The organism is Rhodococcus sp. P1Y (genome assembly GCF_003641205.1).
Lineage (GTDB): Bacteria > Actinomycetota > Actinomycetes > Mycobacteriales > Mycobacteriaceae > Rhodococcoides.
The window spans coordinates 5,253,759-5,276,808 of sequence record NZ_CP032762.1 but is presented as its reverse complement, the minus strand read 5'-3'; the positions used below and the strand labels follow the sequence as shown (position 1 = coordinate 5,276,808).

At 64.4% G+C, this 23,050-nt stretch carries 20 protein-coding genes; 9 read left to right on the top strand and 11 right to left on the bottom strand.

From position 1 onward, the window contains the following. The first annotated feature begins 68 nt into the window (after nt 1-68). A complete protein-coding gene (locus D8W71_RS24310) occupies nt 69-1,364 on the top strand; it encodes a homoserine dehydrogenase (protein ID WP_121117341.1) in 1,296 nt (431 codons plus the stop codon). A gap of 27 nt (nt 1,365-1,391) precedes the next feature. On the opposite strand, the gene D8W71_RS24305 is transcribed toward D8W71_RS24310, so the two are convergent. Genes D8W71_RS24305 through D8W71_RS24295 form a run of 3 tightly spaced genes read right to left on the bottom strand, consistent with a single transcriptional unit; the run spans nt 1,392 to nt 3,405 of the window. Continuing rightward, on the bottom strand, nt 1,392-1,610 hold the full coding sequence (locus D8W71_RS24305; protein ID WP_121117339.1) for an exodeoxyribonuclease VII small subunit: 219 nt from the start codon (nt 1,608-1,610) through the stop codon (nt 1,392-1,394). Nucleotides 1,611-1,621: 11 nt separating this feature from the next. After that, nucleotides 1,622-2,842, bottom strand: coding sequence for an exodeoxyribonuclease VII large subunit (gene xseA / locus D8W71_RS24300; RefSeq protein WP_121117337.1), 1,221 nt, complete (start codon nt 2,840-2,842; stop codon nt 1,622-1,624). Further along, nucleotides 2,839-3,405, bottom strand: coding sequence for a lipid droplet-associated protein (locus D8W71_RS24295; RefSeq protein WP_121117335.1), 567 nt, complete (start codon nt 3,403-3,405; stop codon nt 2,839-2,841). The genes xseA and D8W71_RS24295 overlap by 4 nt, the downstream gene beginning before the upstream one ends. A gap of 90 nt (nt 3,406-3,495) precedes the next feature. Between D8W71_RS24295 and D8W71_RS24290 the strand changes: the two genes are divergently transcribed. Next, nucleotides 3,496-4,506 carry a 4-hydroxy-3-methylbut-2-enyl diphosphate reductase gene (locus tag D8W71_RS24290; protein ID WP_121119851.1) on the top strand — a complete coding sequence of 337 codons (1,011 nt, stop codon included), beginning with the start codon at nt 3,496-3,498 and terminating at the stop codon, nt 4,504-4,506. Nucleotides 4,507-4,518: 12 nt separating this feature from the next. On the opposite strand, the gene D8W71_RS24285 is transcribed toward D8W71_RS24290, so the two are convergent. Continuing rightward, the gene (locus D8W71_RS24285) at nt 4,519-5,481 is read right to left on the bottom strand and encodes a DUF6542 domain-containing protein (RefSeq protein WP_201265183.1); all 963 of its coding nucleotides are present in this window, start codon (nt 5,479-5,481) and stop codon (nt 4,519-4,521) included. Between the two features lie 20 nt (nt 5,482-5,501). After that, nucleotides 5,502-6,668, bottom strand: a complete 1,167-nt coding sequence (locus D8W71_RS24280; protein WP_121117331.1) for a DNA recombination protein RmuC — start codon at nt 6,666-6,668, stop codon at nt 5,502-5,504. Nucleotides 6,669-6,750: 82 nt separating this feature from the next. Between D8W71_RS24280 and D8W71_RS24275 the strand changes: the two genes are divergently transcribed. Together D8W71_RS24275 and D8W71_RS24270 are read left to right on the top strand one after the other, a co-directional pair. Then, complete coding sequence (locus D8W71_RS24275) at nt 6,751-7,947, top strand: exonuclease SbcCD subunit D (RefSeq protein WP_121117329.1); 1,197 nt, start codon at nt 6,751-6,753, stop codon at nt 7,945-7,947. Further along, the gene (locus D8W71_RS24270) at nt 7,944-10,934 is read left to right on the top strand and encodes an AAA family ATPase (RefSeq protein ID WP_121117327.1); all 2,991 of its coding nucleotides are present in this window, start codon (nt 7,944-7,946) and stop codon (nt 10,932-10,934) included. Before D8W71_RS24275 ends, D8W71_RS24270 begins: the two co-directional genes overlap by 4 nt. Here the strand turns inward: D8W71_RS24270 and D8W71_RS24265 are convergent. The 6 genes from D8W71_RS24265 to D8W71_RS24240 form a co-directional block, all read right to left on the bottom strand. Further along, on the bottom strand, nt 10,913-12,154 hold the full coding sequence (locus tag D8W71_RS24265) for an AI-2E family transporter (protein ID WP_121117325.1): 1,242 nt from the start codon (nt 12,152-12,154) through the stop codon (nt 10,913-10,915). The genes D8W71_RS24270 and D8W71_RS24265 overlap by 22 nt on opposite strands. A 106-nt stretch (nt 12,155-12,260) precedes the next feature. After that, entirely contained in the window at nt 12,261-12,767 is a 507-nt protein-coding gene (locus D8W71_RS24260; RefSeq protein ID WP_121117323.1) for a methylated-DNA--[protein]-cysteine S-methyltransferase, read from the bottom strand. Next, entirely contained in the window at nt 12,764-14,209 is a 1,446-nt protein-coding gene (locus D8W71_RS24255; RefSeq protein WP_121117321.1) for a DNA-3-methyladenine glycosylase 2 family protein, read from the bottom strand. Before D8W71_RS24255 ends, D8W71_RS24260 begins: the two co-directional genes overlap by 4 nt. A gap of 73 nt (nt 14,210-14,282) precedes the next feature. Continuing rightward, entirely contained in the window at nt 14,283-14,453 is a 171-nt protein-coding gene (locus D8W71_RS24250) for a YbdD/YjiX family protein (RefSeq protein ID WP_121117320.1), read from the bottom strand. 1 nt (nt 14,454) lies between these two features. Then, on the bottom strand, nt 14,455-16,743 hold the full coding sequence (locus tag D8W71_RS24245; protein WP_121117318.1) for a carbon starvation CstA family protein: 2,289 nt from the start codon (nt 16,741-16,743) through the stop codon (nt 14,455-14,457). Between the two features lie 125 nt (nt 16,744-16,868). After that, on the bottom strand, nt 16,869-18,050 hold the full coding sequence (locus tag D8W71_RS24240; RefSeq protein WP_121117316.1) for an ROK family protein: 1,182 nt from the start codon (nt 18,048-18,050) through the stop codon (nt 16,869-16,871). Nucleotides 18,051-18,194: 144 nt separating this feature from the next. Between D8W71_RS24240 and edd the strand changes: the two genes are divergently transcribed. The 5 genes from edd (at nt 18,195) to ychF (ending at nt 23,003) form a co-directional block, all read left to right on the top strand. Continuing rightward, a complete protein-coding gene (gene edd, locus D8W71_RS24235; protein WP_121117314.1) occupies nt 18,195-20,018 on the top strand; it encodes a phosphogluconate dehydratase in 1,824 nt (607 codons plus the stop codon). A 93-nt stretch (nt 20,019-20,111) separates the two neighbouring features. Beyond that, nucleotides 20,112-20,738 (top strand): bifunctional 4-hydroxy-2-oxoglutarate aldolase/2-dehydro-3-deoxy-phosphogluconate aldolase, encoded by a 627-nt coding sequence (eda, locus tag D8W71_RS24230; RefSeq protein WP_121117312.1) that lies wholly within the window; start codon nt 20,112-20,114, stop codon nt 20,736-20,738. A gap of 21 nt (nt 20,739-20,759) precedes the next feature. Then, nucleotides 20,760-21,065, top strand: a complete 306-nt coding sequence (locus tag D8W71_RS24225) for a CD225/dispanin family protein (RefSeq protein WP_121117309.1) — start codon at nt 20,760-20,762, stop codon at nt 21,063-21,065. Between the two features lie 51 nt (nt 21,066-21,116). Then, the gene (locus D8W71_RS24220) at nt 21,117-21,911 is read left to right on the top strand and encodes a TIGR03620 family F420-dependent LLM class oxidoreductase (protein ID WP_121117307.1); all 795 of its coding nucleotides are present in this window, start codon (nt 21,117-21,119) and stop codon (nt 21,909-21,911) included. A gap of 12 nt (nt 21,912-21,923) precedes the next feature. After that, the gene (ychF, locus tag D8W71_RS24215; protein WP_121117305.1) at nt 21,924-23,003 is read left to right on the top strand and encodes a redox-regulated ATPase YchF; all 1,080 of its coding nucleotides are present in this window, start codon (nt 21,924-21,926) and stop codon (nt 23,001-23,003) included. Nucleotides 23,004-23,050: the final 47 nt, after the last annotated feature.

Sequence of the window (23,050 nt, the reverse complement as noted above, 5' to 3'; positions counted from 1 at the left end):
TGCTGCGGGGACATTTCGGATCAGCCGCACGATCCGCGAGACGTCGGGATCGACAACAGGGGGTTGCAATGAGGGTGGGCGTTCTGGGCTTCGGCAACGTGGCTGCGGCAACAGTGGAGAGCTTCGTCTCGAACCGGGATCTCATCCTGAGCAAGACGAGTACGAACATCGACGTGGTGCGCGTTGCAACCCGCACGCCCTCGCGTGCCGAGGGTCGAGTTCCCGTGGGATGCGAAATCTCGGACGATTGCTGGGATGTCGTGAACGACGAGTCGATCGATGTCGTGATCGAGCTGACGGGCGACGTCGCGTTCGGAAGGCAGTTGATACTCGGAGCGTTGTCCGCGAACAAGCACGTGATCACTGCAAACAAGGCGTTGCTCGCCCGGCACGGCGACGAGATATTGGCGCACGCGGACAAAGTTTCTCGCAGCGTTCTGTTCGAGGGCGCTGTGGCAGTGTCCATCCCTATCATCAAGACCCTGAAAGAATCTGCAGCGGCAAATCGGGTGTCGTCGGTCGTCGGGATCCTCAACGGAACGTCGAACTACGTCCTGTCCCAAATGAGCGAGCAGGGCGTCGATTTCGCCGACGCTGTCAAGGATGCGCAGGGCAAAGGGTACGCCGAGGCCGACCCGACGCTCGATATCAACGGCGAGGATGCGGCCTACAAGATCACCCTGCTCGCTGCCTTGGCATTCGGGGTTCCGATCGACTTCGACGCCGTCGAGTTCCGTGGGATCGACACCGTCGAGTTGCGAGATATCGAATTCGCGAAAAGCTTCGGCTATCGGATGAAACTGATCGCCTACGCACGGCTGGTCCACGGCCGACTCGATGTCGGCGTCGAGCCGACGTTGGTCGACAGCGCTTCGATGCTGGCGCAGGTGCGCGGTTCGATGAACGGTATTGCCCTTCGGGGCGATCTTCTCGGACCGGCGTTCCTGTACGGCTCCGGGGCAGGTGGGGTGCAGACGGCGAGCGCAGTGCTCGCCGATCTGCTGGAGCTTGCGAACCGCGGAGCCGATGGCGGTCCGGCCGATCTGGGGTTCCAGCGGGGCAAGACGAGCCTGCCGGAATACCTTCCTGCCCTCGACCGGACAAGAGCGTTTTACATCCGCGTTCAGTTGGACGATCGAACCGGTAGCCTCGCCGAGGTCAGCGCCGTGCTTGCGGACGCGGGCGTCTCGGTGAGTGTGCTGCACCAGGATCGCAGCCGAAACGGCGTGACGGACTTGATCTTCACCACCCACATTATTTCCGCCGCGCAACTGGACCGTGTTCTTCCCCTCCTGCAGAACGTTGCGGGACCGGGGCGTTCGGTGGTCGTACACCCGATCCTCGACGCAGAGGGTGGAGCGTAGCCGGGCACTAAGCCGGGTAAGGCGTTCTCAGTCCTCTTCGGCGATGTGCGCGAGTGCGTTCTCGACGCGCTTGCGTGCGCCGGCGAGGTGTTCTTCGCAGCGGGTGGCGAGTTGTTCGCCGCGTTCCCACAGTGCGAGTGAGGCGTCGAGATCCAAGCCGCCCTGCTCCAAAACCTTGACGACGTCGACCAATTCGTCACGTGCCGCTTCGTAACCGAGTTCTGTGACCGGTACTTCTTCGCTCATTTTCGATCCTCTCATCTGACTTTGCCCATGACCGCGGCGGTGACTGCACCGTCGGCCACACGAACTCGAATCTGGGTTCCTGGTGGTGCGTCGTCGACGGACCTCAGAACTTCTGGATCGCTGCCTGCGACCATGCGCTGCACGACGGCGTAGCCGCGAGCCAGTGTCGCTGCCGGGCCAAGGGTCTGCAGGCGGGCCCGTAGGTGCTCGACGAGGGTGTCCTGCTTCGCCAGCTCCCGGAGAACGTCCCGCCTGGCCGCGTCGATGGCCCGGGTGATCTCCTCGCTGCGCAGGTCGATGCCTGCGATCGGGTCGGCCAGCACCGGCCGATGTCGGATCATCTCCAGGCCGCGGGCCTCGCGTGCTACCCAGTTGCGCAGTGCTGCAGCAGTTCTGGATCGGAGGTCGGCGACGAGGTTCTGCTCGGCGACGGCGTCGGGAACCACCAGTTTGGCGGCGTCGGTGGGAGTTGCGGCGCGGAGATCGGCAACGTGGTCGCTCAGCGGACTGTCCGGCTCGTGTCCGATCGCGCTGACGATGGGGGTCGTGGCCTTCGAGATCGCCCGGCACAGCGCCTCGTCGGAGAACGGAAGGAGATCTTCGACGCTTCCGCCGCCCCGCGCGAGGATGATGACGTCCACGTTTCCTTCGAGGTCCTTCAACGCGTCGAGAATCGCCGGCACCGCCGTTGGGCCCTGTACAGGTGTGTGCCTCACTTCGAAGTGCACTGCTGGCCAACGCCTCTGTGCGACGGTGAGGACGTCCTTCTCCGCCGCGGACGCACGGGCGGTGATCAGCCCGATGGTTCGTGGCAGGAACGGTAACGGACGTTTGAGCCGAGGGTCGAACAATCCCTCGGCGGCCAGCAAAGCGCGCAAACGTTCGACGCGTGCCAGTAGTTCGCCGACCCCGACGGCACGAATATCGGTGGCGCGCAACGAAATGGTTCCGCGCCCGGTGTAGAAGGACAGCTTGCCGTACAGGATGACCTGTGCGCCTTCACTCAACGGGACGGGGGAGCGGTCGAGGAGTTGCGGCGAACACGTGACCGACAGCGACATGTCGGCTGACGGGTCACGCAGAACCAGAAACGCAGTTCTGGTGCCGGGCCTGGCGTTGATCTGTGTCAGCTGCCCCTCGACCCACACGCTGCCGAGTTTGTCGATCCACCCCGCGACCTTCATCGCGACGGTCCGGACTGGCCACGGCTCTTCGGCGGTGCTCGAGGTCACTTTGCTTTGGCGGTGGTGATCCGGTTCTCCAACATCGTCAGGAACGGTGCACGGCCGCGCGAGGTGCCTTCGTATTCACGCAGGGTCTCCAAATCGTCCAGAGTCAGAGTCCGCAAGCGTGCGCGCAGCTGTGCGAGAGCGAGTGTGTCGTAATCCACCAGGTCGACGATGTCCGGGCGCTCGGAGCCCGGCGCAGGCGATTCCTCGGCGGGCAGATCCGGCGGCGGCGTCGAGTACAACGCGAACCGTCCCGTCGCGGGCGACGGCTCGTGGTCGGGAACGTCGACGTCGCCGTCGGACGCGGCGGCCAGGTCGTCGTCGAACACGGCCCACGACGGTTGCTCCTGGTCGGGAGTTCCGATCAGCGGCAATGCGGCGATGACCTGGTCGCCTTTGATAGCGAGGGCAGTCACCTGCTGTTGGAGGCGCATCGAGCTCGCGAGGACTTCGCTGACGACTGTCATCGGGAACGTGATCGCCGTACTGGGAAGTTTGCGCGCCTCTTCGACGACGGTCACAGCTACACCAGCAGCCAAGCGTGCAGCAAAGGGGACACGAGTCATACGCACCAGCCTGCCTGAAGTCCGGACGTTTGGGTAGCCGACATGCGGCGCTCGGCGTTCGCGAACCGCGAAGACCCGTATCCTGTAGGTATGTCTTCGGCTGTTCCTTTGAATCTTGGTATCGCACGTCCTTCGGGCGAGGGTATCCCGGCCTACTCCGGCGCGAAGCGGGTTCTGCTCGCAGAGCCACGAGGGTATTGCGCTGGGGTCGACCGTGCCGTCGAGACGGTGGAGAAGGCGCTGGAGAAGCACGGTGCGCCGGTCTACGTGCGCAAGGAGATCGTGCACAACCGACACGTCGTGGAGACTCTTGCCGATCGTGGTGCGGTCTTCGTCGAGGAGACCGACGAGGTCCCCGAAGGCTCACTTCTGGTGTTCTCCGCGCACGGAGTCTCGCCTGCGGTGCACGCCTCCGCGGCGGAACGGCAGCTTCGGACGATCGACGCCACGTGCCCGTTGGTCACGAAGGTGCACCAGGAAGCGAAGCGGTTCGCGCGCGACGACTACGACATCCTGCTGATCGGCCACGAGGGCCACGAGGAGGTCGAGGGCACTGCAGGCGAGGCGCCGGAGCACGTCCAACTCGTCGACGGCCCCGATTCGGTCGACGACGTCACCGTTCGCGACGTGAACAAGGTCATCTGGCTGTCGCAGACGACCCTCAGCGTCGACGAAACCATGACCACGGTCGCCCGGTTGCGGGAGAAGTTCCCGACCTTGCAGGATCCGCCCAGTGACGACATCTGCTACGCCACACAGAACCGTCAGGTCGCGGTCAAGGCCATGGCGCCTGAATGCGATCTCGTCATCGTGGTCGGTTCGAAGAACTCGTCGAACTCGGTGAGGCTGGTCGAGGTCGCACTGACAGCAGGCGCGCGGGCGAGCTACCTCGTCGACTACGCGAAGGAAGTCGACCTTGCCTGGCTCGACGGCATCACGACGGTCGGAATCACATCGGGTGCGTCGGTGCCGGAAATTCTGGTGCAGGGCGTGATCGACCTACTTGCCGAGCACGGGTTCGGCGACGTTCAGCCGGTCACCACGGCCAACGAAACCCTCGTGTTCTCGCTGCCACGCGAACTGCGTCCGGCGAAGGCCTGATCACTCCACTCGTCAGGCGTCTCCGCGATCCCGGTACCGCACCTGCGGAACTGGATGAGGCGGGATGTGGGTGCCGCTCGGCGTTGCTGCGCGGGGTGCAGAGTACGGGTCGACCTCGGGCGGGCGCGGAACACGCGGCGGCTGCGGACGCGGAGCTGGTCTGCGCGTCGGCTCGGCATCGCGGTCGGGCCTGGCGACGCTTCGCTCAGGCCTGGCAGCGCTTCGCTCGGGACGGTAGGGATCGGCGGCAGGGCGATCGTACTGCGGTTCCAGACGCTCCCGCCGGGCGCGACGGCCCTCGGTGGGAGCGGTTGTGGGCTCGGCTCGGCGCGATCGTGGTGCGGCCTCGGCGCCTCTACTGTGTGAAGCTCGAGTCTCCGGTGCCCGGCCCTCCGGTGTTGTAGCCACGCGGCGTGAGCGTGACTCGTCGGGGCGAGCCCGGTTCTCCCGCGACTGTGCTCGGTTCTGCTGAGAGCGGTCACGAGTCTCCTTGGCTCGATCACGCACCGTTCGCTTGGCCGCTCCGGCAGGCGCGTGTGACGACTGCTTCTTCAGGAAGACCCGAGCGGCACCGACGGCAACCGCGAGAATCGTTCCGAGCAGCATGATCGGGAAGCGATTTACCAGCGGGATCGCAAGGTTGAGAAGGAGATCCTTCAGGCTGGTTCCCGCGTTCTCTGTCAAGTACTGATACGACAGCGGAACGGCGACGAAGAGGATCAGTGGCGCCTGGACGATGGCGGTGAAAAGGCCGCGATATCTGACCAACACGACTGCGGCGACGATCCCGATGATGTACAGCGACGCGAATGCAGACGTCAGCTCGGAACCCCGCGCCGCGTCGATGACGAAACCCAGAAATGTTGCGCCGACGGCGATCGCCACTGCCCCCCAAGCAGGGACGCCTGGCACGGATGCGATTGCTGAACGTTGATCCAGCGGTACCCCGGAACGGGCACGTTGGGAGGTAGACACCCATCGAGGTTAGCGGCTGTTCACCCCACCGCGTCGTCGACATGACCGAACTGGCCGAACGAGTGCGACGAATCGGACACTCTCGGCCTGGCGTCCACCCGCCGTACGTCGACCACATCGGCGTCGAACAGTTCGAGTTCGTGGAGCTTTCTGGCGGTGACGCCGACGCGGGCGTCGACCGAGGACACCGTCGCGTTGTACGAGTCGACGGCCTTGCCGATGTGGCTGCCGAGCTTGTCGAGGTGCGACGAAACCACTCCGAGTCGGGTGTACAGCTCGCGCCCGAGTTCCTGTATCCGCGCAGCGTCCTCGGCGAGCGACTCCTGCTTCCAGGTGTACGCAACCGTCCGCAGTAGCGCGACCAAAGTGGTGGGCGTGGCAAGTATCACGTTTCTGGTGAAAGCGTATTCGAGCAGAGACGAGTCCGATGTCAGCGCGGCGTCGAGGAAGGGGTCCCCAGGGACGAACAGCACGACGAACTCGGGCGTCGGCTCGAAGGATCGCCAGTATTCTTTGGCGGCCAGCTGGTCGACGTGCGTCCTGAGGTGCCGAGCATGGCGCGTCATCTGCTTGTCTCGACGGTCCGGGTCTTCTTCCTGCGCGGCGTCGAGATACGCGGCGAACGGAACCTTGGCGTCCACCACGATCTGACGCCCGCCGGCGAGACGGACGATCATGTCGGGTCGGACCCCGTTCCTCGCCACCTGAGTGTCGAAGTCGCAATGCTTGACCATCCCTGCGAGCTCCACCACGCGCTCGAGCTGCATCTCTCCCCATCGACCGCGGATCTGTGGGGCCCGAAGGGCAGTGACCAGCTGTGAGGTCTGAGTGGACAACTGCACCGACGCTCGGTGCATACCGGTCACCTGCTCGCTGAGCCCGGCGTAGGCACGGATCCGGTTGTGCTCGACCTGACGCACGTGCTCGGTGAGGGCGTCGACGGCGTCGTGCAGCGGTTCGACGAGATGGGACACCTGTTGGCCGATGGCACCCGAATGCCGCCGCGCCGAGTCCTCGTTGACCGCCGACAGGGAGCGGCGAAGCAGTGCCTCGTTGTCGCGGAGCGCAGCCAATTGCGCTTCGGCTCGCACCGCTCGGTCGCCGACCCTCGATGCGTGCAGCAACCACCCGATGGCGCAGCCGACGACGAGGGCGAAAACCATGCCGAGAGCAGCGAGTGCGTTCATGAGTGCAGATGATGCACGAGGGCACCGACAGGCCGCGGCGCCTAGCCGAGTTTGTCGGTGGGTCCGGTTAGCGTCGTATTCCATGAAGATCCTGCACACCTCGGACTGGCACATCGGGCGCACGTTCCACGGCACCGATCTGCTCGCCGATCAGGCCGCTGCCCTGGCGGCCATCGCGGATCTCACCAAGATGCATGCAATCGACGTCGTCGTCGTTCCGGGCGACATCTACGATCGCGCGGTTCCCAGCGCCGACGCCGTCCTCGTGTGCAACAGGGGACTGGAAGCCATCCGTGCGGCAGGTGCCGTCATAGTCGCCACGTCGGGTAACCACGATTCGCCTGCCCGACTCGGAGCGGGCGCAGCGTTCGCGTCGGCGGGTGGTTTGCACCTGATGACGCGAGTCTCGGAAGTGGGCACCCCGGTAATCGTGAGCGACGAGTTCGGGCCTGTTGCCTTCTACGGGATTCCCTACCTCGAACCGGAAACCACGCGTATCGAACTCGACATACCGGCCGCGCGCTCGCACACGGAGGTTCTCGACGCGGCCATGGCGCGGGTGAATGCCGATCTACAGGAGCGCCGTGCGGATGCCACGTCCGTCAGATCAGTCGTGCTGGCCCATGCGTTCGTCGTCGGCGGTGAGGCGACGGGTTCCGAACGGTCCATTTCCGTGGGCGGCATCGAGACCGTACCCGCCTCGTCGTTCGACGGCGTGGATTACGTAGCACTCGGCCACCTGCACTCTCCTCAGACGTTGTCGACGGGTGTTCGATACTCCGGTTCGCCGCTGCCGTACTCGTTCGGCGAGCGCAGCCACAACAAAGCTGTCTGGATAGTCGAACTCGCCGCCGAGGGTCTCGCCACCGTCGACCGCGTCGATCTCCCTGTGGTCCGCGGGCTCAGTCGAATCGAGGGCACGGTCGAGGAACTCTTGGCGGACGAGCGGTTCGCCGACGCCGAACATCATTACGTCTCTGCGGTACTGACCGACCCGGTGCGCCCGGTGGACGCAATGAGGTCGCTGCAGCGCCGGTTCCCCTATGCCGTTCATCTCGAATGGAACCGTCCTGCTCAGGATTCCGATGCCCGCTATCGCGACCGGGTGCGCGGGCGTACCGACACCGAGATCATGGCGTCGTTCGTCACCGACATGCGCAGTGCGCCCACCAACAGCGAAACAGCGTTGCTGGAACGGGCTTTGGCGAGCGTTCGCCGCTACGAGGTTGCCGCTGATACCGCAAGCGGTCAGTACGAACTCTTCGGGAAGTCTGCGTGAGGCTGCACAAGCTGGAAATCACTGCATTCGGGCCGTTCGCACGGTCGGAGTCGGTTGACTTCGACGCACTCGGCGCCGACGGATTGTTCTTGCTCCACGGTCAGACCGGGGCTGGAAAGACGACCATCCTCGATGCCGTCGCGTTCGCGCTGTACGGCACAGTCCCAGGGGCGCGCAAGGACGGTAAACGCCTACTCTCCGATCACGCGGAACCCGGTGCCGTGCCGACGGTCACGCTCGACGCAACATTGGGTGGCCGACGGGTGCGGATAGTGCGGAGTCCCGAGTTCTTCAGGCCGAAGAAGCGCGGCGACGGGACAACGAAGCAGAACGCAAAGGCGTCGCTCACGTGGCTCGACGGTTCGAGCCAGAATCTGACCCGCCTCGACGAAATCGGCGACGCGGTCGGTGTGGCGCTCGGCATGAGCGCAGACCAGTTCTTTCAAGTCGTCCTTCTTCCTCAAGGTGAGTTCGCACGCTTCCTGCGGGCAGACAGCGACGAGCGAGGCAATCTGCTCGAGCGCCTGTTCGATACCAGCAGGTTCGGCGACATCGAGGAATGGTTCGCCGATGCCCGCCGAGTGAGCGCCGCACAGTTGGACAGCAGTCGTATTGCGACGGACAAGCTCCTGGGCCAAATATCGACGGCGTCCGGTGAGGAAGAACAACTCGATGTGCAGCCGGTCGAGTGGGCGAGCGACGTGCTCGACGCCGCGCGCGGCGCATACGTTCGGTCGAGTGAGGTGCTGGCAAGCGCGCGCATCACTTCGGAAGCTGCTGTCGCCGACCTCAAACAACTCGAGCTCGCCCGCGACCTGCACGCCCGTCGAAGAATCGCGCAGGAACAACTTGCGGAGTTTCACGCGGGCGCATCCGAGCGGGAGGCACTACGCCTGGAAGTGGAACGTTCGGTGGCCGCGGGTCCCGTCGCCGCGCTGGCAAGCGAACTCGCCGCGGCGGAGTCGATGGCTGCCACGGCGGTACGCACAGCTGCCAGGGTGCACCAGAAGTTCGAGGAGATCGACGGTTCGAGCGTAGTTCTGGACGGTCTTTCCGCATCAGGGCGCGACATCCTCGCCGATCGGGCACTGGTGGCGACTGCGGTTCGCACCTGGACCACCGAGGTGGCCGCGCTGGAGGAACTCCGCGTCCTCGCGCGTAGAGCTGACGCCGAGGACCGGACCGCGAAAGCTCTCGCCACCGAACTCGCGGTCGTAGAACGCGAACTGGGATCGCGCCGGACCGAGCGCTCGACTCTGCCGACCGCCATCACAACCGCCGAGACCGAACTGCACGCGGCGGTCGAGGCAGCGGCCGAGATTCCCTCGCTCGAGGCCGATTCCGCGCGCATCACTCGCGCAGTGGAAGCCGCCATCGAACTGGCCAAGACGCGCAAGAGGCTCGTCGTTGCCGAGAAGGCGCATCACGTAGCAGTGGGCACCTACAACGACGCCCGCAGCTACACTCTCGATCTTCGTGAGCAGCGACTGTCGGGGATGGCCGCAGAACTCGCAATGCGGCTGGTCGAGGGCGAGCCGTGCGGGGTGTGCGGTTCGTCCACGCACCCCGATCCGACTCACGCGGCGGAATCCACCGTCACCAAGGACGACGAGGCCGACGCAGCAGCGAGCGAGCGGCGAGCAGGAACCATCGCGGAGAAGAAGGCCGCCGAGGTCGCGGCTCTGCTGCGTGCGCGCGATGTGCTCGCGGAACAGTCGGGCGACCGAGACAGTGCCGAGCTCATCGGGTCACTCGACGGCATTACCTCGGCGCTCACAGCGGCACGTGCAGCGGCGGCAGCGCGCGACCGCCTCCAGGCAAGGCTCGCGAAACTGCGCGGCGAAGACCAACGACTGGCGGCGTCGATCGCCGAACTTCAGTCGACGGCCGCCGGAATCGAGGCGCGGGCTGCACAGGTCTCGATGAACGTGCGCGAGATGAGAAGCCGCATTGCCGACAGGGTCGACGGCACTACGAGCATCGATCGTCTTCTCGGCCGGTTGGAAGCATTGATCGCGCTGTCGACCGAGGTGCTCGACACACGCACCGACGCGGCCGGCAAGACCTCGGCGGCACACGATCTCGCCGATCGGCTCGCGTCGCTGGTGGCTGAATCGGGTTTCGCGTCGGCCGAGGAAGCGGCACGCGCAGTCGTAACCTCTGCGCGGGCCGCGTCGATCGAGAAGCAGATCGCGAAGGCCAACGACGTCAGGGCACACGCCGAACAAGTGCTCGCCGAGCCTGCGATCGCCGCTGTCGGAGACGACGAGCCGGTCGACACCGAAGCGGCGAAGATCGCCGTCGACGCTGCAGCCGTCGAATTGCACGCGGCTGTGGCGACGCACGCTGAATGCAAGCGCAGGACCGAGCAGCTCGAGGAGTTGACGGCGCAATTGTGGGCGGCGGTGGACCGCGCAGCACCGATGCAGGCAAGGCACGACGAACTCGCGGCGCTCGCAGATGTCGTCGCCGGCCGCGGCCAGAACGCGCGCAAGATGTCGCTCCGCTCGTACGTCCTGGCGTCGAGGCTGGAAGACGTTGCGGAGTCTGCGTCGGCTCGACTCCGGCGGATGTCGTCGGGGCGGTACGAATTCGTTCATTCGGACGAGGCCGAATCACGCGGGCGGCGAGGCGGTCTCGGTCTCGACATCCGCGACGACTACACCGGCGTCACTCGTTCCGCAAAGACCTTGTCGGGCGGAGAATCGTTCCTGGCGTCGTTGTCGCTCGCGCTCGGCCTCGCCGACGTCGTCGCGGCCGAATCCGGCGGAGTTGTGCTCGACACCATGTTCATCGACGAAGGATTCGGAACGCTCGACGCCGATACGCTCGAATCGGTTATGGGCGTCCTCGACGAGCTGCGTGCAGGCGGTCGGGTCGTCGGCATCGTCAGTCACGTCGACGAGATGCGCCAACGCATTCCGAGTCGCCTGCACGTGATTCGCGAGCGAGACGGGTCGAGACTTCAGCTCTTCGCTGCGTCCTGATCTGCGTCCTTCTGGGAGTCCTGTGGGTTCGTCTTCTTCGGCGCGTCCTTGTTGTTGCCGTCTTCGTCGGTCACCAGATCGGCGGGATCGGGAGCCTGAGTTTCGAGCTCGCGTTGATTCGCCTCGTCGGAGCGCTTGTCGATCTCTTCCGAGACGTAGCGAATGAGAACTGCGGCCGTCGCGGCGGCGGGGACGGCGAGGAATGCGCCGATGATTCCGAATACCGAGCTGCCTCCGGTGACCGCGAGCAACACGATCGCCGGATGCAGGTTCATGCTGCGACTCTGCAGGATCGGTTGCAGCACATTGCCTTCCAGTTGCTGCACCGCCAGGATGATGACGAGGACGATCAGCGCGGTGGTCGGACCGTTCGCAACCAGTGCGACCAGCACTGCCAGGGCACCTGCAACGAACGCACCGACAATGGGGATGAAGCCGCCGAGGAACGTCAGAGTGGCGAGAACCAGCGCCAGGGGCACCCCGAGGATCACCAGTCCCAGTCCGATGAAGAAGGCGTCGATCAAACTCACGATTGCCTGGGTACGAATGAATCCGCCGAGCGTCGTCCACATTCTGGCGAGGACCTCGGCAAGGTGCGTACCTGCGCGCCCACCGGCGAATCCATGCAGCCACGGAATGAACTTCGTGCCGTCCTTGACGAAGAAGAAGGTCAGAACGAGGACGAGAGCAAGCGTTACCAGGATGGAGCCTGCTGCCGACACACCCGTGAAAACACCGGATGCGATGGCGGTGCCGCTGTCCTGGAGCCTTGACGTGATGGCCGAGACGGCATTGTCGATCTGTTCGTCCTGCAGGTTTATCGGAGGACCCTTGAGCCAGTTCTGCACCTGCGAAACACCGGCGGATGCCTTGTCGACCAATTCCGGCGCCGAATCGGCGACCGACGGGACGATGAGCGTGATGATGCCGCCGATGACGAGGAAGAACACCACCAGCGCGGCGGTAGCGGACAGCGCAGGTGGGAGGCCGACCCGCATCATCCACTTCGTCGGCGGCCACAGGACGGTCGCGACGATGATCGCGAGAAGAGCCGGAAGGATGATCACCCACAGCGACGAGATCAACCATCCCAGAACCCACGCACCTGCTGCGACGGAGACGAGTATCAGCGACCACTTGGCCAACCAGATCCCGCCGACGCCGATGAGGTCACCCCGATCGCGCCCCGATTTCACACCGGGCGCTGCCTGCTCAGTCACGTCGAAGATCCTTCTGTTCGTGGGCTGGGTGCGAACTCGGGGGACCACTTGTGGTGACCGCCCACGCTCGCTGTACCCGAGTGACTCTAACGTCTGCGTATCCCGATCACCCTTGCTCGTGCGCGAGCAGCCACTGCTTTGCCGGTAGACCCCAGCGAAATCCGCCCATGCCGCCGCCGATCCTGAACACTCGATGGCAGGGCACGAACAGCGCCGCAGCGTTGCGAGCGCACGCGGATGCTGCGCCCCGGATGGCGGCAGGGCGTCCCGACAGTGCCGCGAACTCCGAATAGGTGACGGGTGCGCCTGCCGGAACCTTTCGTAGAACAGTCCATGCGTGGACGAGGAATTCGCCTGACACTTGGCTCACCGGAATGCCGTCGATCGCAGTGAAATCGCCGCGGTGATAGGCGTCGACTGCCTCGGTCACGCTGCCGAGATCACCTGCCTGGCGGATGTCGGTGGGGCGAAGTGTGCGGTGAATCAACGGTGCAAGCTCGTCGATCGACTCCGTCCAGCCTGATGCCAGCACGGACCCGGCCGAATCGACGATCGTGGTGAACGGGCCGATCGGTGTGTCGGTGGTAGCTGACGTCGCGATCCCAGCGGTCATGATTTCCTTCTTTCGAGTGCGATGTTCCACAGGTGCATCGAGACGTACGAACGCCACGGCGCCCAGCGGTGCGATTCCTTCAGCGAAATGCCGAGTGCTTCGGCGCCCTGGCGAACGACGAGGTCGGTGTCGAGCAGGACGTCGGGGTCGGCGAGCATACGCATCACGACGTAGCGCGCAGTCCACGGTCCGATTCCTTTCAAGGCGAGTAGATCTCGCTCCAGTTCGTCGGCGGGCAACGCCGTGTGCAGAACGAGCTTGCCCGACGCCAGCGCCTCGGCGACTCCGATGATGGCCTCCACCCGAGCCTTGGGCCCGGTGAGGACCTCGTGACCGCGTTCGGCGATGATCGCCGAGCTGGGGAACAACCGGGTGATGTTCCCGCCGAGCGGGTCCTCGATGTGCGAACCCAACGCCTCGACCAATCTGGCCGTGTGTGTCGCCGCAGCGCCGAGGGATATCTGCTGGCCGATCATCGTCCGCAGCAGAAGTTCGTCACCGTCGACATTGCCTGGAACTCGAATACCGCTGTGCAAGCGTATGTTCGGCGCAAGTGCAGTGTCCTCGCCCAGCGCCGAGTCGATTGCTTCGGGGTCGGAATCGAGGTCGAGAAGATGACGGATCCGCGCGACTGCAGGTGCCAGATCGCGCATGTCCTGCAGGCTGAGTGTGGTGTCGACGTATCCGTCCTCGATCCTGAGACCGACGACGCCATGGCCGTGGGGGAGTCGGAGGGAGCGTCGGTACACGCCCGCGTCGAAGCTCTCGCTGCCGGGCACCGCATGGCCCGAGAGGAACCATTCGAGCCACCCGCGGTCCAGCGGTTGCCGGTACGGGAGCCGGACGGTGACAGTGCCGTTCGACGAGACCGTCTTCTTCCTCGATGCCTCGTCACGCAGCGTGGTGGGGTTGACTGCGAAGACTTCACGCACGGTGTCGTTGAACTGACGGACGCTGGAGAATCCCGAGGCGAAGGCGATGTCGCTCATCGACATGTCCGTCGTCTGGATCAGCGTTCGCGCCGTGTGGGCGCGGTGTGCGCGGGCGAGCGCGAGAGGACCGGCTCCGATTTCGGCGGTGAGGACGCGGGTGAGTTGGCGTGTCGAATAGCCGAGTGTGTCGGCGAGCGAGTCGACTCCACCCCGCTCGACGGCCCCGTCGGAGATCAATCGCATAGCGCGAGAAGTCAGGTCCGAGTGAATGTTCCAGTGCGGTGAGCCGGGAGTTGCATCGGGCTGGCAGCGTCGGCAGGCGCGGTAGCCCTCCTGCTGAGCGGCCGCTGAGGTGGGAACGAACGAGACGTTCTTCGCCTTCGGTGTTGTGGCCGGGCACGACGGGCGACAGTAGATGCCCGTCGTGCGCACGGCCGTGAAGAACTGCCCGTCGAAACGGGTGTCCCTCGCTGACACGGCCCGGTAACACCGTTCGAAATCCAACTCCATGGACTCCACTGTGTCACCGGGCCCGGCCGGGTGCTAGCGGAAATCCGCCATGCACGTCGGTAGCCGAATCAGCTCAGCAGCAGCGCGCACCAGGTCGGCGATCTGCTTCGGTGTAGCGGTCTCGCCAGAACTGACGTTCCGACGGAACCGGCTCACCGGGGTGTACCCGCGCCATGTGTGCCAGGTACCGCTCGTAGTCCTTGTCGCCCATCAGCGACGTGATCCACCACCAGAGCCCCTTCATCTCAGTGGTGACTCGCGTGCGCGGCGCCCGGAGCGCGGACGGTTCCGTCTGCGATGAGTTTGTCCCATTCGCTCTGGATTTCCTTCTCGGCCGGAGTGGGGATGAAGCCTGCGGGACCGAAGATTTTCGACGGGACCGCGGGTTCTTCGTTGTCCGGCAGTTCGCGGCCACGTACGGCCTGGATGCAGACGACCACCCCGGCAGCGACGACGATCAGTACGAGTACCGCGAAGATGATCGACAACGTGCCTTGAATGAAGGTATTCCGGATGACCGCATCGATCGCATCTGCGGTCTTGGCGGTCTGGAATTCGGTCAGACCTCGGTTTTTCGCGTCGACGAACAGGCTGTGTTGCTTCCAGTAACCGATGGCGGGAATGTCGGAGAAGATTTTCTGGTACGACGCGGTCATGGTGACGATGAGGTCCCACACCAGTGGGATACCGGGAATCCACGCCCACTTGTACAGTCCGCGCTTGACGACGATCACCATCACGACGGTCAGTGCGATCGCGGCGAGCAGCTGATTGGCGATGCCGAACAGCGGGAACAGCGTGTTGATGCCGCCGAGGGGATCGGTGACGCCCATGAGAAGGATTGCGCCCCAAGCTGCAACGACGATCAGCGAGCACACCCAGGCGCCGGGGCGCCACGACGGATCTTTGAACTTCTTGGCGACCGAACCGGGCAGGTTTCCGATGCTGTCGGAGAGCATGAAGCGTGCAACGCGGGTACCTGCGTCAACCGTCGTGAGGATGAACAGGGCCTCGAACATGATCGCGAAGTGGTACCAGAAGGCCTTGAGGCTTTCGCCTCCGAAGACTTGGTGCAACACCTCGGACATGCCGAATGCCAACGTCGGAGCGCCGCCGGTGCGAGAGATGATCGATTCTTCACCGACTGCTTCGGCGGCCTGCGTCAATTCGCTAGGGGTGATGTCCGCACCGGGCAGCCCGAGGTTGTTGTTGAGGTAGTCGGCCGCCGTTTCCGGAGTCCCTCCTGTGAGTGCTGCGGGAGCGTTGAGCGCAAAGTACAGGTGCTGGTCCAGAACGCATGCGGTGATGAGGGCCATGATGGCGACGAACGACTCGGTGAGCATGCCGCCGTAGCCGATCATCCGCATCTGCTTTTCCTTCTCGAGCAGCTTGGGTGTTGTTCCCGAGCTGATCAGAGCATGGAATCCCGACAGTGCGCCGCAGGCAATGGTGATGAACAGGAACGGGAAGAGCGAGCCCGCGAAGGCCGGGCCGTTGCCCTCGGTGGCGAACGACGTCATGGCAGGCATCTGCATCTTGGGCTGGGCGATGAGGATTCCGACGGCCAGGAGCGCGATGGTGCCGATCTTCATGAACGTCGAGAGGTAATCGCGCGGTGCGAGCAGCAGCCAGACCGGGAGGATGGATGCGGCGAGTCCGTAGGCGATGAGGCACCAGGCGACGGTGACCTTCGAGAGGGTGAACCAGTCGGTGCCCCACTCGGTTTCGGCGACCCAGCCGCCCGAGACGATTGCGAACAGGAGTAGCACGACTCCGATCAGCGATATTTCGGAGACCTTGCCGGGGCGCAGGTAGCGCAGGTAGACACCCATGAACAGCGCGATGGGGATGGTGAGAGCGATGGAGAAGACGCCCCAGGGGCTCTCGGCGAGGGCGTTGACCACGACGAGCGCGAGTACGGCGATCAGGATGATCATGATGACGAAGACGCCGACGAGTGCAGCGATACCGCCGACTACGCCCAGTTCGTCGCGAGCCATCTGGCCCAGACTGCGCCCGCGGCGGCGCGTCGAGATCCACAGCACGAGGAAGTCCTGCACGGCGCCTGCGAACACGACGCCGATGATGATCCACAGCGTGCCGGGCAGGTAGCCCATCTGGGCGGCCAGAACCGGGCCGACGAGCGGACCTGCGCCTGCGATGGCGGCGAAGTGGTGGCCGAAGAGCACGCGACGATCCGTCGGCATGTAGTCCGTGCCGTTTTCGAGGATTTCCGCAGGTGTGGCGCGGTCGTCTCGCGGATGGACGATCTTGTTCTCGATCAGCCTGGCGTAGAAGCGGAACGCAAAGATGTAGGTACATACAGCGGCGATGACGAACCAGACAGCGTTGGGGTTCTCGCCGCGCACGATCGCGACGATGGTCCACGCGACGCCGCCGAGCAGGCCGATCAGGACGAACAGTATTCGTTTGGCCGGAGTCATGGGACTTTTGTCCACTACTCCGACCGGTGGCAAATCCGCATCGTTCTTCATGAGTTCGATGTTCGGATCGTCTGCCGCTTTCAATGCCATGGGGACCACTTTCAGCATCGGTGATGTGACAGCGATCACTGTAAACGGTGTGGGTGACAGCGCGGTCACGTTCTCAGGTGACTGCGTCCAAAGGTTGTGAATTTGCGGCGAGCGGAGGCGGCCTTTCAGCTCCCCAATGCCTCGTCGATCGCACGGGTGCTCAAGACCTGATCCAATACCATTGCTGCGCTGCCGATGACGCCCGAAAGGTCGTCGTGGGTGGTGGCTTGGATGGTCAACGCCTTGGTGGCCAGCGCGGTCGCGTTTCCGTAGACCGTCTCTCGTAAGCCTGCGACGAAGATGTCGTACGCCTTCGCCATGTCGCCGCCGACGATGAGCACCTCTGGGTTGAGCAGGTTGACGGCACCGGCCAGGGTCTCGCCGATGTGGCGTCCGCTGTCTCGGATGAGCCGCCTCGCTTCGGGGTCGCCGCTCACCGCGAGTTCGACGACACCTCGTATGTGCCCGACGCTGCGTCCCCGATCCTGGAGCGCACGCACGAGCGCCCAGCCGCCGGCGATCGCCTCCAGGCAGCCGCTGTCGCCGCAGCGACATGCCACTCCGGCTGCCGCAGCGATTTTGGTGTGGCCGAATTCGCCTGCCGCACCCAGTGATCCGCGCTGCAGTATTCCGCCGGCGACGATTCCTGCACCGAGGCCGGTCGACGCCTTGACCAGCAGTGCGTTCTGGAATCGATCCCGGTTGTCGCGGCGTTCTGCCAGGACCATCGCGTTGGCGTCGTTGTCCAGGAAGACCGGTGCGGATGTCGTCTCGGCGAAGAACGGCGCCAGCGGGATCCCGTCCCATCCGTGCATGATCGGCGAGTCGAGGCTGCACCCTCTGGCTGTGTCCGCAGTGCCGGGTATGGACAGGCCGACGCCGAGGATGCGGTGGTCGGTGCGACCTGACTCGTCGACGAGAACTTCGAGCCGTTTGGTGATCTGCGGCATCAGTTCGTCCGGGCCGACGCCGATTTCCTGGTCGACGGTGTCGCTGGCGAGAAACTCACCGCCGAGGGAGAAGACGCCCAGCTGTGAGCGACTGCGACCGATGGCTGCCGCGAGCACGATTCCGGCGTCGACGTCGAACGACAGCCGTGCGGGAGGGCGACCGCCGGTGGAGTGGGTGTCCTCGGTCTCGATCACCAGCCCCAGCGTCGTGAGCGCGTTCACCCTCGCGGCGACTGCCGAGCGCGAAAGCCCGGTGAACTTGCCGAGGTCTGTGCGTGTGTCGGCTTCACGGTCGCGGATCAGCGCGAACATCTCACCTGCGGTCGCGGGCGGTGCGCCGGGACGTGAAGTTCGCATATACGCCATTCAACCAATTCGCAACCGGGCAGGCAACAGCGGAAGAATTGACACTTACGATTTACAAATACATAAGTTGGGCTTGTCGAAACACCTAACTGCCCCTAGTCTGAATCGAGAAAGACCGAACACGGGAGACACCTCATGGACACACTTCACCCGGTTCTGCGCGAGGTCACCGACCGCATCGCAGTCCGCAGCCAGTCCGCACGAGCCGCCTACCTCGATCGAATCTCGGCCGCCGGAACGCAGGGGCCTGCCCGCGGCCGGTTGGCATGCGCCAACATCGCCCACGGCTTCGCCGCTTCCGGTAAGGCCGACAAACAAGCCCTACGCGGCACCGTCAAGCCCAATATCGCGATCGTGTCCGCGTACAACGACATGCTTTCGGCGCACAAGCCGTTCGAGACCTACCCCGCAGCACTCAAGTCCGCTGTCATCGACGCGGGCGGTATCGCGCAGTTCGCCGGGGGCGTGCCCGCCATGTGCGACGGCATCACACAGGGCCGCGACGGCATGGAACTCTCGCTGTTCAGTCGCGACATCATTGCGATGTCGACGGCGATTGCGTTGTCGCACGACATGTTCGACGCCACCCTCATGCTCGGGGTGTGCGACAAGATCGTGCCGGGAATGTTGATCGGAGCGTTGAGCTTCGGGCACCTGCCAGCAGTGTTCGTGCCTGCAGGCCCGATGACCTCCGGACTTCCCAACGGCGAAAAGGCAAAAGCTCGCCAGCTCTACGCCGAAGGAAAGGTAGGCCGGGAGGCGCTGCTGGACGCGGAGGCGGCGTCGTACCACGGTAGTGGCACGTGCACGTTCTTCGGCACCGCGAATTCCAACCAGCTTCTGATGGAGGTCATGGGCCTGCATCTACCTGGCTCGTCCTTCGTCAATCCGGGAACTGCGTTGCGCGACGCCCTGACTCGCGAGGCCGCACACGTCGTCACCGGTCTCACCGACCTGGGCGAGACGTACACTCCCGTCGGCGAGATTGTCGACGAGAAAGCACTCGTCAACGGCTGCGTCGCGCTTCTGGCCACCGGCGGATCGACCAATCACACGATGCACCTCGTCGCCATTGCGCGTGCGGCCGGGATCACGCTGACCTGGCAGGACCTGTCCGATCTCTCCGCTGTCGTACCCCTGATGTCGAGGATCTATCCGAACGGCAAGGCCGATGTCAATCACTTCCATGCCGCGGGTGGTCTCGGTTTCGTCATCGGTTCGCTCCTCGATGCAGGCTTGATGCACGAGGACGTGAAAACCATTGCTGGTCCGGGGCTTCGGCGGTACACGCAGGAACCCAAGCTCGACGGTGACGGCGTGATGTGGCACGACGGCACTCGCATGAGCCACGACGACAGCGTCCTACGCGGTGCGGACGAGCCGTTCAGCGCCGACGGTGGACTGAAAGTGCTGACCGGACCCCTCGGCAAGTGCGTCATCAAGACCTCCGCGATCGCGTCCGAGCATCGAGTGGTCACAGGTCCGGCCCGGGTGTTCGACGATCAAGCGGACTTTCTCGAAGCGTTCGACGCAGGTGAGCTTGAAGGTGACTTCGTTGCTGTTCTGCGCTACCAAGGCCCGCAGGCCAACGGGATGCCCGAGCTGCACAAGCTGACTCCGGCGCTCGGAATCCTCCAGGACCGGGGCTACCGCGTCGCGCTCATCACCGACGGCAGGATGTCCGGGGCATCCGGAAAAGTCCCCGCCGCAATACATCTGACACCCGAAGCCGCGAGCGGTGGGCCGATCGCCAAGATCGTCGACGGCGACATGATCACACTCGACTCGCTCACCGGGACATTGTCGATCGACGTACCTCTGGGCGAGTTCGAGGCGCGGCCAGTGACGGGTCGCGTGTTGACTCAGGACGAATGGGCCAGCACAGGGCGTGACCTGTTCTCCGGTATGCGTGCGCTCGTCGGACCCGCCGACGAGGGTGCGATGTTCGTTATGCGCTAGTGCGGCTCCGCCGCCCGTGCGCGCGTAAGTACCGCCGACGGTAACTACGCACGCACGACCCCAGGTACCGACCAACCTTAAGGAAAGAGAAACATGACCGAATCGCTGCTCGACCGCGTACCCGTCATCCCAGTGGTCGTCATCGAGAACCTCGATCACGCAGTGCCGATCGCCCGCGCGCTGGTCCAGGGCGGTGTGCCGGTCATCGAACTGACGCTTCGTACGCCGGTGGCGCTCGACGCCATCGAACGCATCGCCGCCGAGGTTCCCGAGATTCTCGTCGGGGCGGGCACGATCGTCACCCCCGGTCAGGCGAAGCAGGCTGCCGATGCGGGCGCTCAGTTCCTGGTGTCACCGGGTTGCACCCCGGCGTTGACGAAAGCCATGACGGAGACCGGCTTGCCTCATCTGCCCGGTGCCGCAACGGTGTCCGAGGTGCTCGCGCTACTCGAAGCCGGCTACACCGACCTCAAGTTCTTCCCGGCCGAAGCGTCGGGCGGGGCGAACTTCCTGAAGTCCATCCATTCGCCTGTCCCTGCGGCTCGCTTCTGCCCGACGGGCGGAATCTCCACGGCCAATGCGTCGTCGTACCTGGCCTTGCCGAACGTCGGATGCGTCGGGGGATCGTGGCTCACTCCGGCCCCGGTCCTCGCGGCAGAGGACTGGGACGCGGTAGCCTCCCTCGCCAAGGCTGCGGCGGAGCTGAAGACAACGGCGTGAGCACGTAATAGGGTGCCGTCCATGACGGACCCGAATCAGCAGTATCAGCAGTACGCGCCGCCACCGCTACCTCCGACGAACGCCGGGTGGGCGGTGGCGGCGGTCATCTTCTTCTGGCCAGTCGCCTTCTCGGCCTTCAACCACTCCTCGAACGTCTATCCACGATGGGCGATGGGGGATTTTCAGGGCGCGCAATATGCGTCGGACCGGGCGAAAAAGCTCGGGCAAATCGCGCTGTGGGTGTGGGTCGCGTTCGTTCTGGTGTTCGTGCTGTTCTATGTCCTGATGTTCGCTCTGCTCGTCAACTCCGGATGGAGCGCGGTGTAGGCGTGCACATGGGTTGACCTGAACATTCCTCGAGGTTCTACGTTGGAACCCATGGACACACTGGGACTCGGAAGAACTGGAATTTCGGTCGACGTCGGCCATTCGTACCTCGACGACGCCTGCGAGCTGGAATCGCTTGGTTACTCCTCGCTGTGGCTCGCGGGTGGCCAGATCGATCGGCTGAGCAGACTCGTCGACCTCGTGAGCGCGACGAGCACCGCGAAGGTCGTTCCCGGAATAGTTCCGGTCGACGTCTACGACGCCAATGCGACCCGTGCGCTCTACGACGAGCTGGAATCGTCGGGCAGATTCGTGCTCGGTCTGGGCGGTCCGCAGACCGCGAAGCCACTCGCCGGGTTGAATGCGTATCTCGACGATCTCACCGTTTCGTCCGACCGCATCCTCCTCGCCGCCCTGGGGCCGAAGAAGCTCGAACTCGCTCGCAGTAGAGCTGCCGGTGCCGTCGCACTGCTCGTCACTCCGGAATACACAGCCGATGCCAGGAAAATTCTCGGCGATGCCGTACTGGCCGTCAGTCAGTTCGTCGTTCTCGAGGAGGACCCTGCCAGGGCACGCGAGATTGCTCGCGAGCCGCTGTCTTTTCTCGCGTCGGTCGCCGGATACCGGCAGAACTTCCTTCGCATGGGCTTCACCAGCGACGACGTAGACGGGCTCAGCGATCAGCTCGTCGATGCCTTGGTCGCGTGGGGGAGCGTCGACGACATTGCCCGACGGGTGGATGAGCACTGGGTGGCAGGCGCAGATCACGTTGCCCTGGCGCCTCTCGGCACATCGAGCCTGGATGCGGGACGGGCGCTGTCCGAGCTGGTCGGCACACCAAAGTAGACTCCATAGACCGTGAGCCTCACCCTCGGAATCGTCGGACTGCCCAACGTCGGCAAGTCCACCCTCTTCAACGCGCTGACCAAGAACGATGTTCTGGCCGCGAACTATCCGTTCGCGACCATCGAGCCGAACGTCGGCGTCGTTCCGCTTCCCGATCCGAGGCTCGGCAAGCTCGCCGAGGTGTTCTCCTCGGAGAAGCTGGTGCCTGCGCTGGTGTCGTTCGTCGACATCGCCGGCATCGTGAAGGGTGCGTCCGAAGGTGCTGGCCTGGGCAACAAGTTCCTCGCGAACATTCGTGAGGCCGACGCCATCTGCCAGGTCGTCCGAGTCTTCGCCGACGACGACGTCGTGCACGTCGACGGCCGCGTCGATCCGTCCGCCGATATCGAGGTCATCGAGACCGAGCTCGCGATCGCGGATCTGCAGACGCTGGAGAAGGCCATCCCGCGCGTCGAGAAGGAAGCGCGGATCAAGAAGGACCGCAAGCCTGCACTCGATGCTGCGATTGCGGCTCAGGCAGTGCTCAACGAGGGCAAGACGCTGTTCTCGCAGAAGGGCAAGCTGGACTTCGAGCTGCTCAAGGAATTCCAGCTCCTCACCACCAAGCCGTTCCTCTACGTCTTCAATGCCGACGAGGCTGTGCTGACCGACGACGCGAAGGTCGGCGAGCTGGCGCGCTCCGTAGCCCCGGCTGACGCAGTTTTCCTGGACGCGAAGATCGAGTCCGAGCTGCTCGAACTCGACGCCGAATCCGCAGCCGAACTGCTCGAGAGCGTCGGACAAACAGAACCCGGTCTCGACGCCTTGGCCCGCGCCGGCTTCCACACCCTCGGCCTGCAGACCTACCTCACCGCGGGTCCCAAAGAGGCTCGGGCGTGGACAATTCACAAGGGCGACACGGCACCTCAGGCTGCGGGCGTCATTCACACCGACTTCGAGCGCGGTTTCATCAAGGCCGAAATCGTCAGCTTCAACGACCTCATCGACGCCGGATCCATGGCGGCAGCCAAGGCTGCGGGCAAAGTCCGCATCGAGGGCAAGGACTACGTCATGGTCGACGGGGATGTCGTGGAGTTCCGCTTCAACGTCTGAGCCACCGCCTAGCGATTTACCCCCCAGTTGTGCGCTGAACAGCCCTG

Coding starts and splice junctions, on each gene's coding strand:
- D8W71_RS24305 (WP_121117339.1), bottom strand. CDS start 1,610: ATGAGCGAAGAAGTACCGGTCACAGAACTCGGTTACGAAGCGGCACGT.
- D8W71_RS24275 (WP_121117329.1), top strand. CDS start 6,751: ATGAAGATCCTGCACACCTCGGACTGGCACATCGGGCGCACGTTCCAC.
- D8W71_RS24220 (WP_121117307.1), top strand. CDS start 21,117: ATGGACACACTGGGACTCGGAAGAACTGGAATTTCGGTCGACGTCGGC.
- eda (WP_121117312.1), top strand. CDS start 20,112: ATGACCGAATCGCTGCTCGACCGCGTACCCGTCATCCCAGTGGTCGTC.
- edd (WP_121117314.1), top strand. CDS start 18,195: ATGGACACACTTCACCCGGTTCTGCGCGAGGTCACCGACCGCATCGCA.
- D8W71_RS24250 (WP_121117320.1), bottom strand. CDS start 14,453: ATGAAGGGGCTCTGGTGGTGGATCACGTCGCTGATGGGCGACAAGGAC.
- D8W71_RS24295 (WP_121117335.1), bottom strand. CDS start 3,405: ATGACTCGTGTCCCCTTTGCTGCACGCTTGGCTGCTGGTGTAGCTGTG.
- D8W71_RS24260 (WP_121117323.1), bottom strand. CDS start 12,767: ATGACCGCTGGGATCGCGACGTCAGCTACCACCGACACACCGATCGGC.
- D8W71_RS24290 (WP_121119851.1), top strand. CDS start 3,496: ATGTCTTCGGCTGTTCCTTTGAATCTTGGTATCGCACGTCCTTCGGGC.
- D8W71_RS24245 (WP_121117318.1), bottom strand. CDS start 16,743: ATGGCATTGAAAGCGGCAGACGATCCGAACATCGAACTCATGAAGAAC.
- D8W71_RS24310 (WP_121117341.1), top strand. CDS start 69: ATGAGGGTGGGCGTTCTGGGCTTCGGCAACGTGGCTGCGGCAACAGTG.
- D8W71_RS24280 (WP_121117331.1), bottom strand. CDS start 6,668: ATGAACGCACTCGCTGCTCTCGGCATGGTTTTCGCCCTCGTCGTCGGC.
- D8W71_RS24240 (WP_121117316.1), bottom strand. CDS start 18,050: ATGCGAACTTCACGTCCCGGCGCACCGCCCGCGACCGCAGGTGAGATG.
- D8W71_RS24255 (WP_121117321.1), bottom strand. CDS start 14,209: ATGGAGTTGGATTTCGAACGGTGTTACCGGGCCGTGTCAGCGAGGGAC.
- D8W71_RS24225 (WP_121117309.1), top strand. CDS start 20,760: ATGACGGACCCGAATCAGCAGTATCAGCAGTACGCGCCGCCACCGCTA.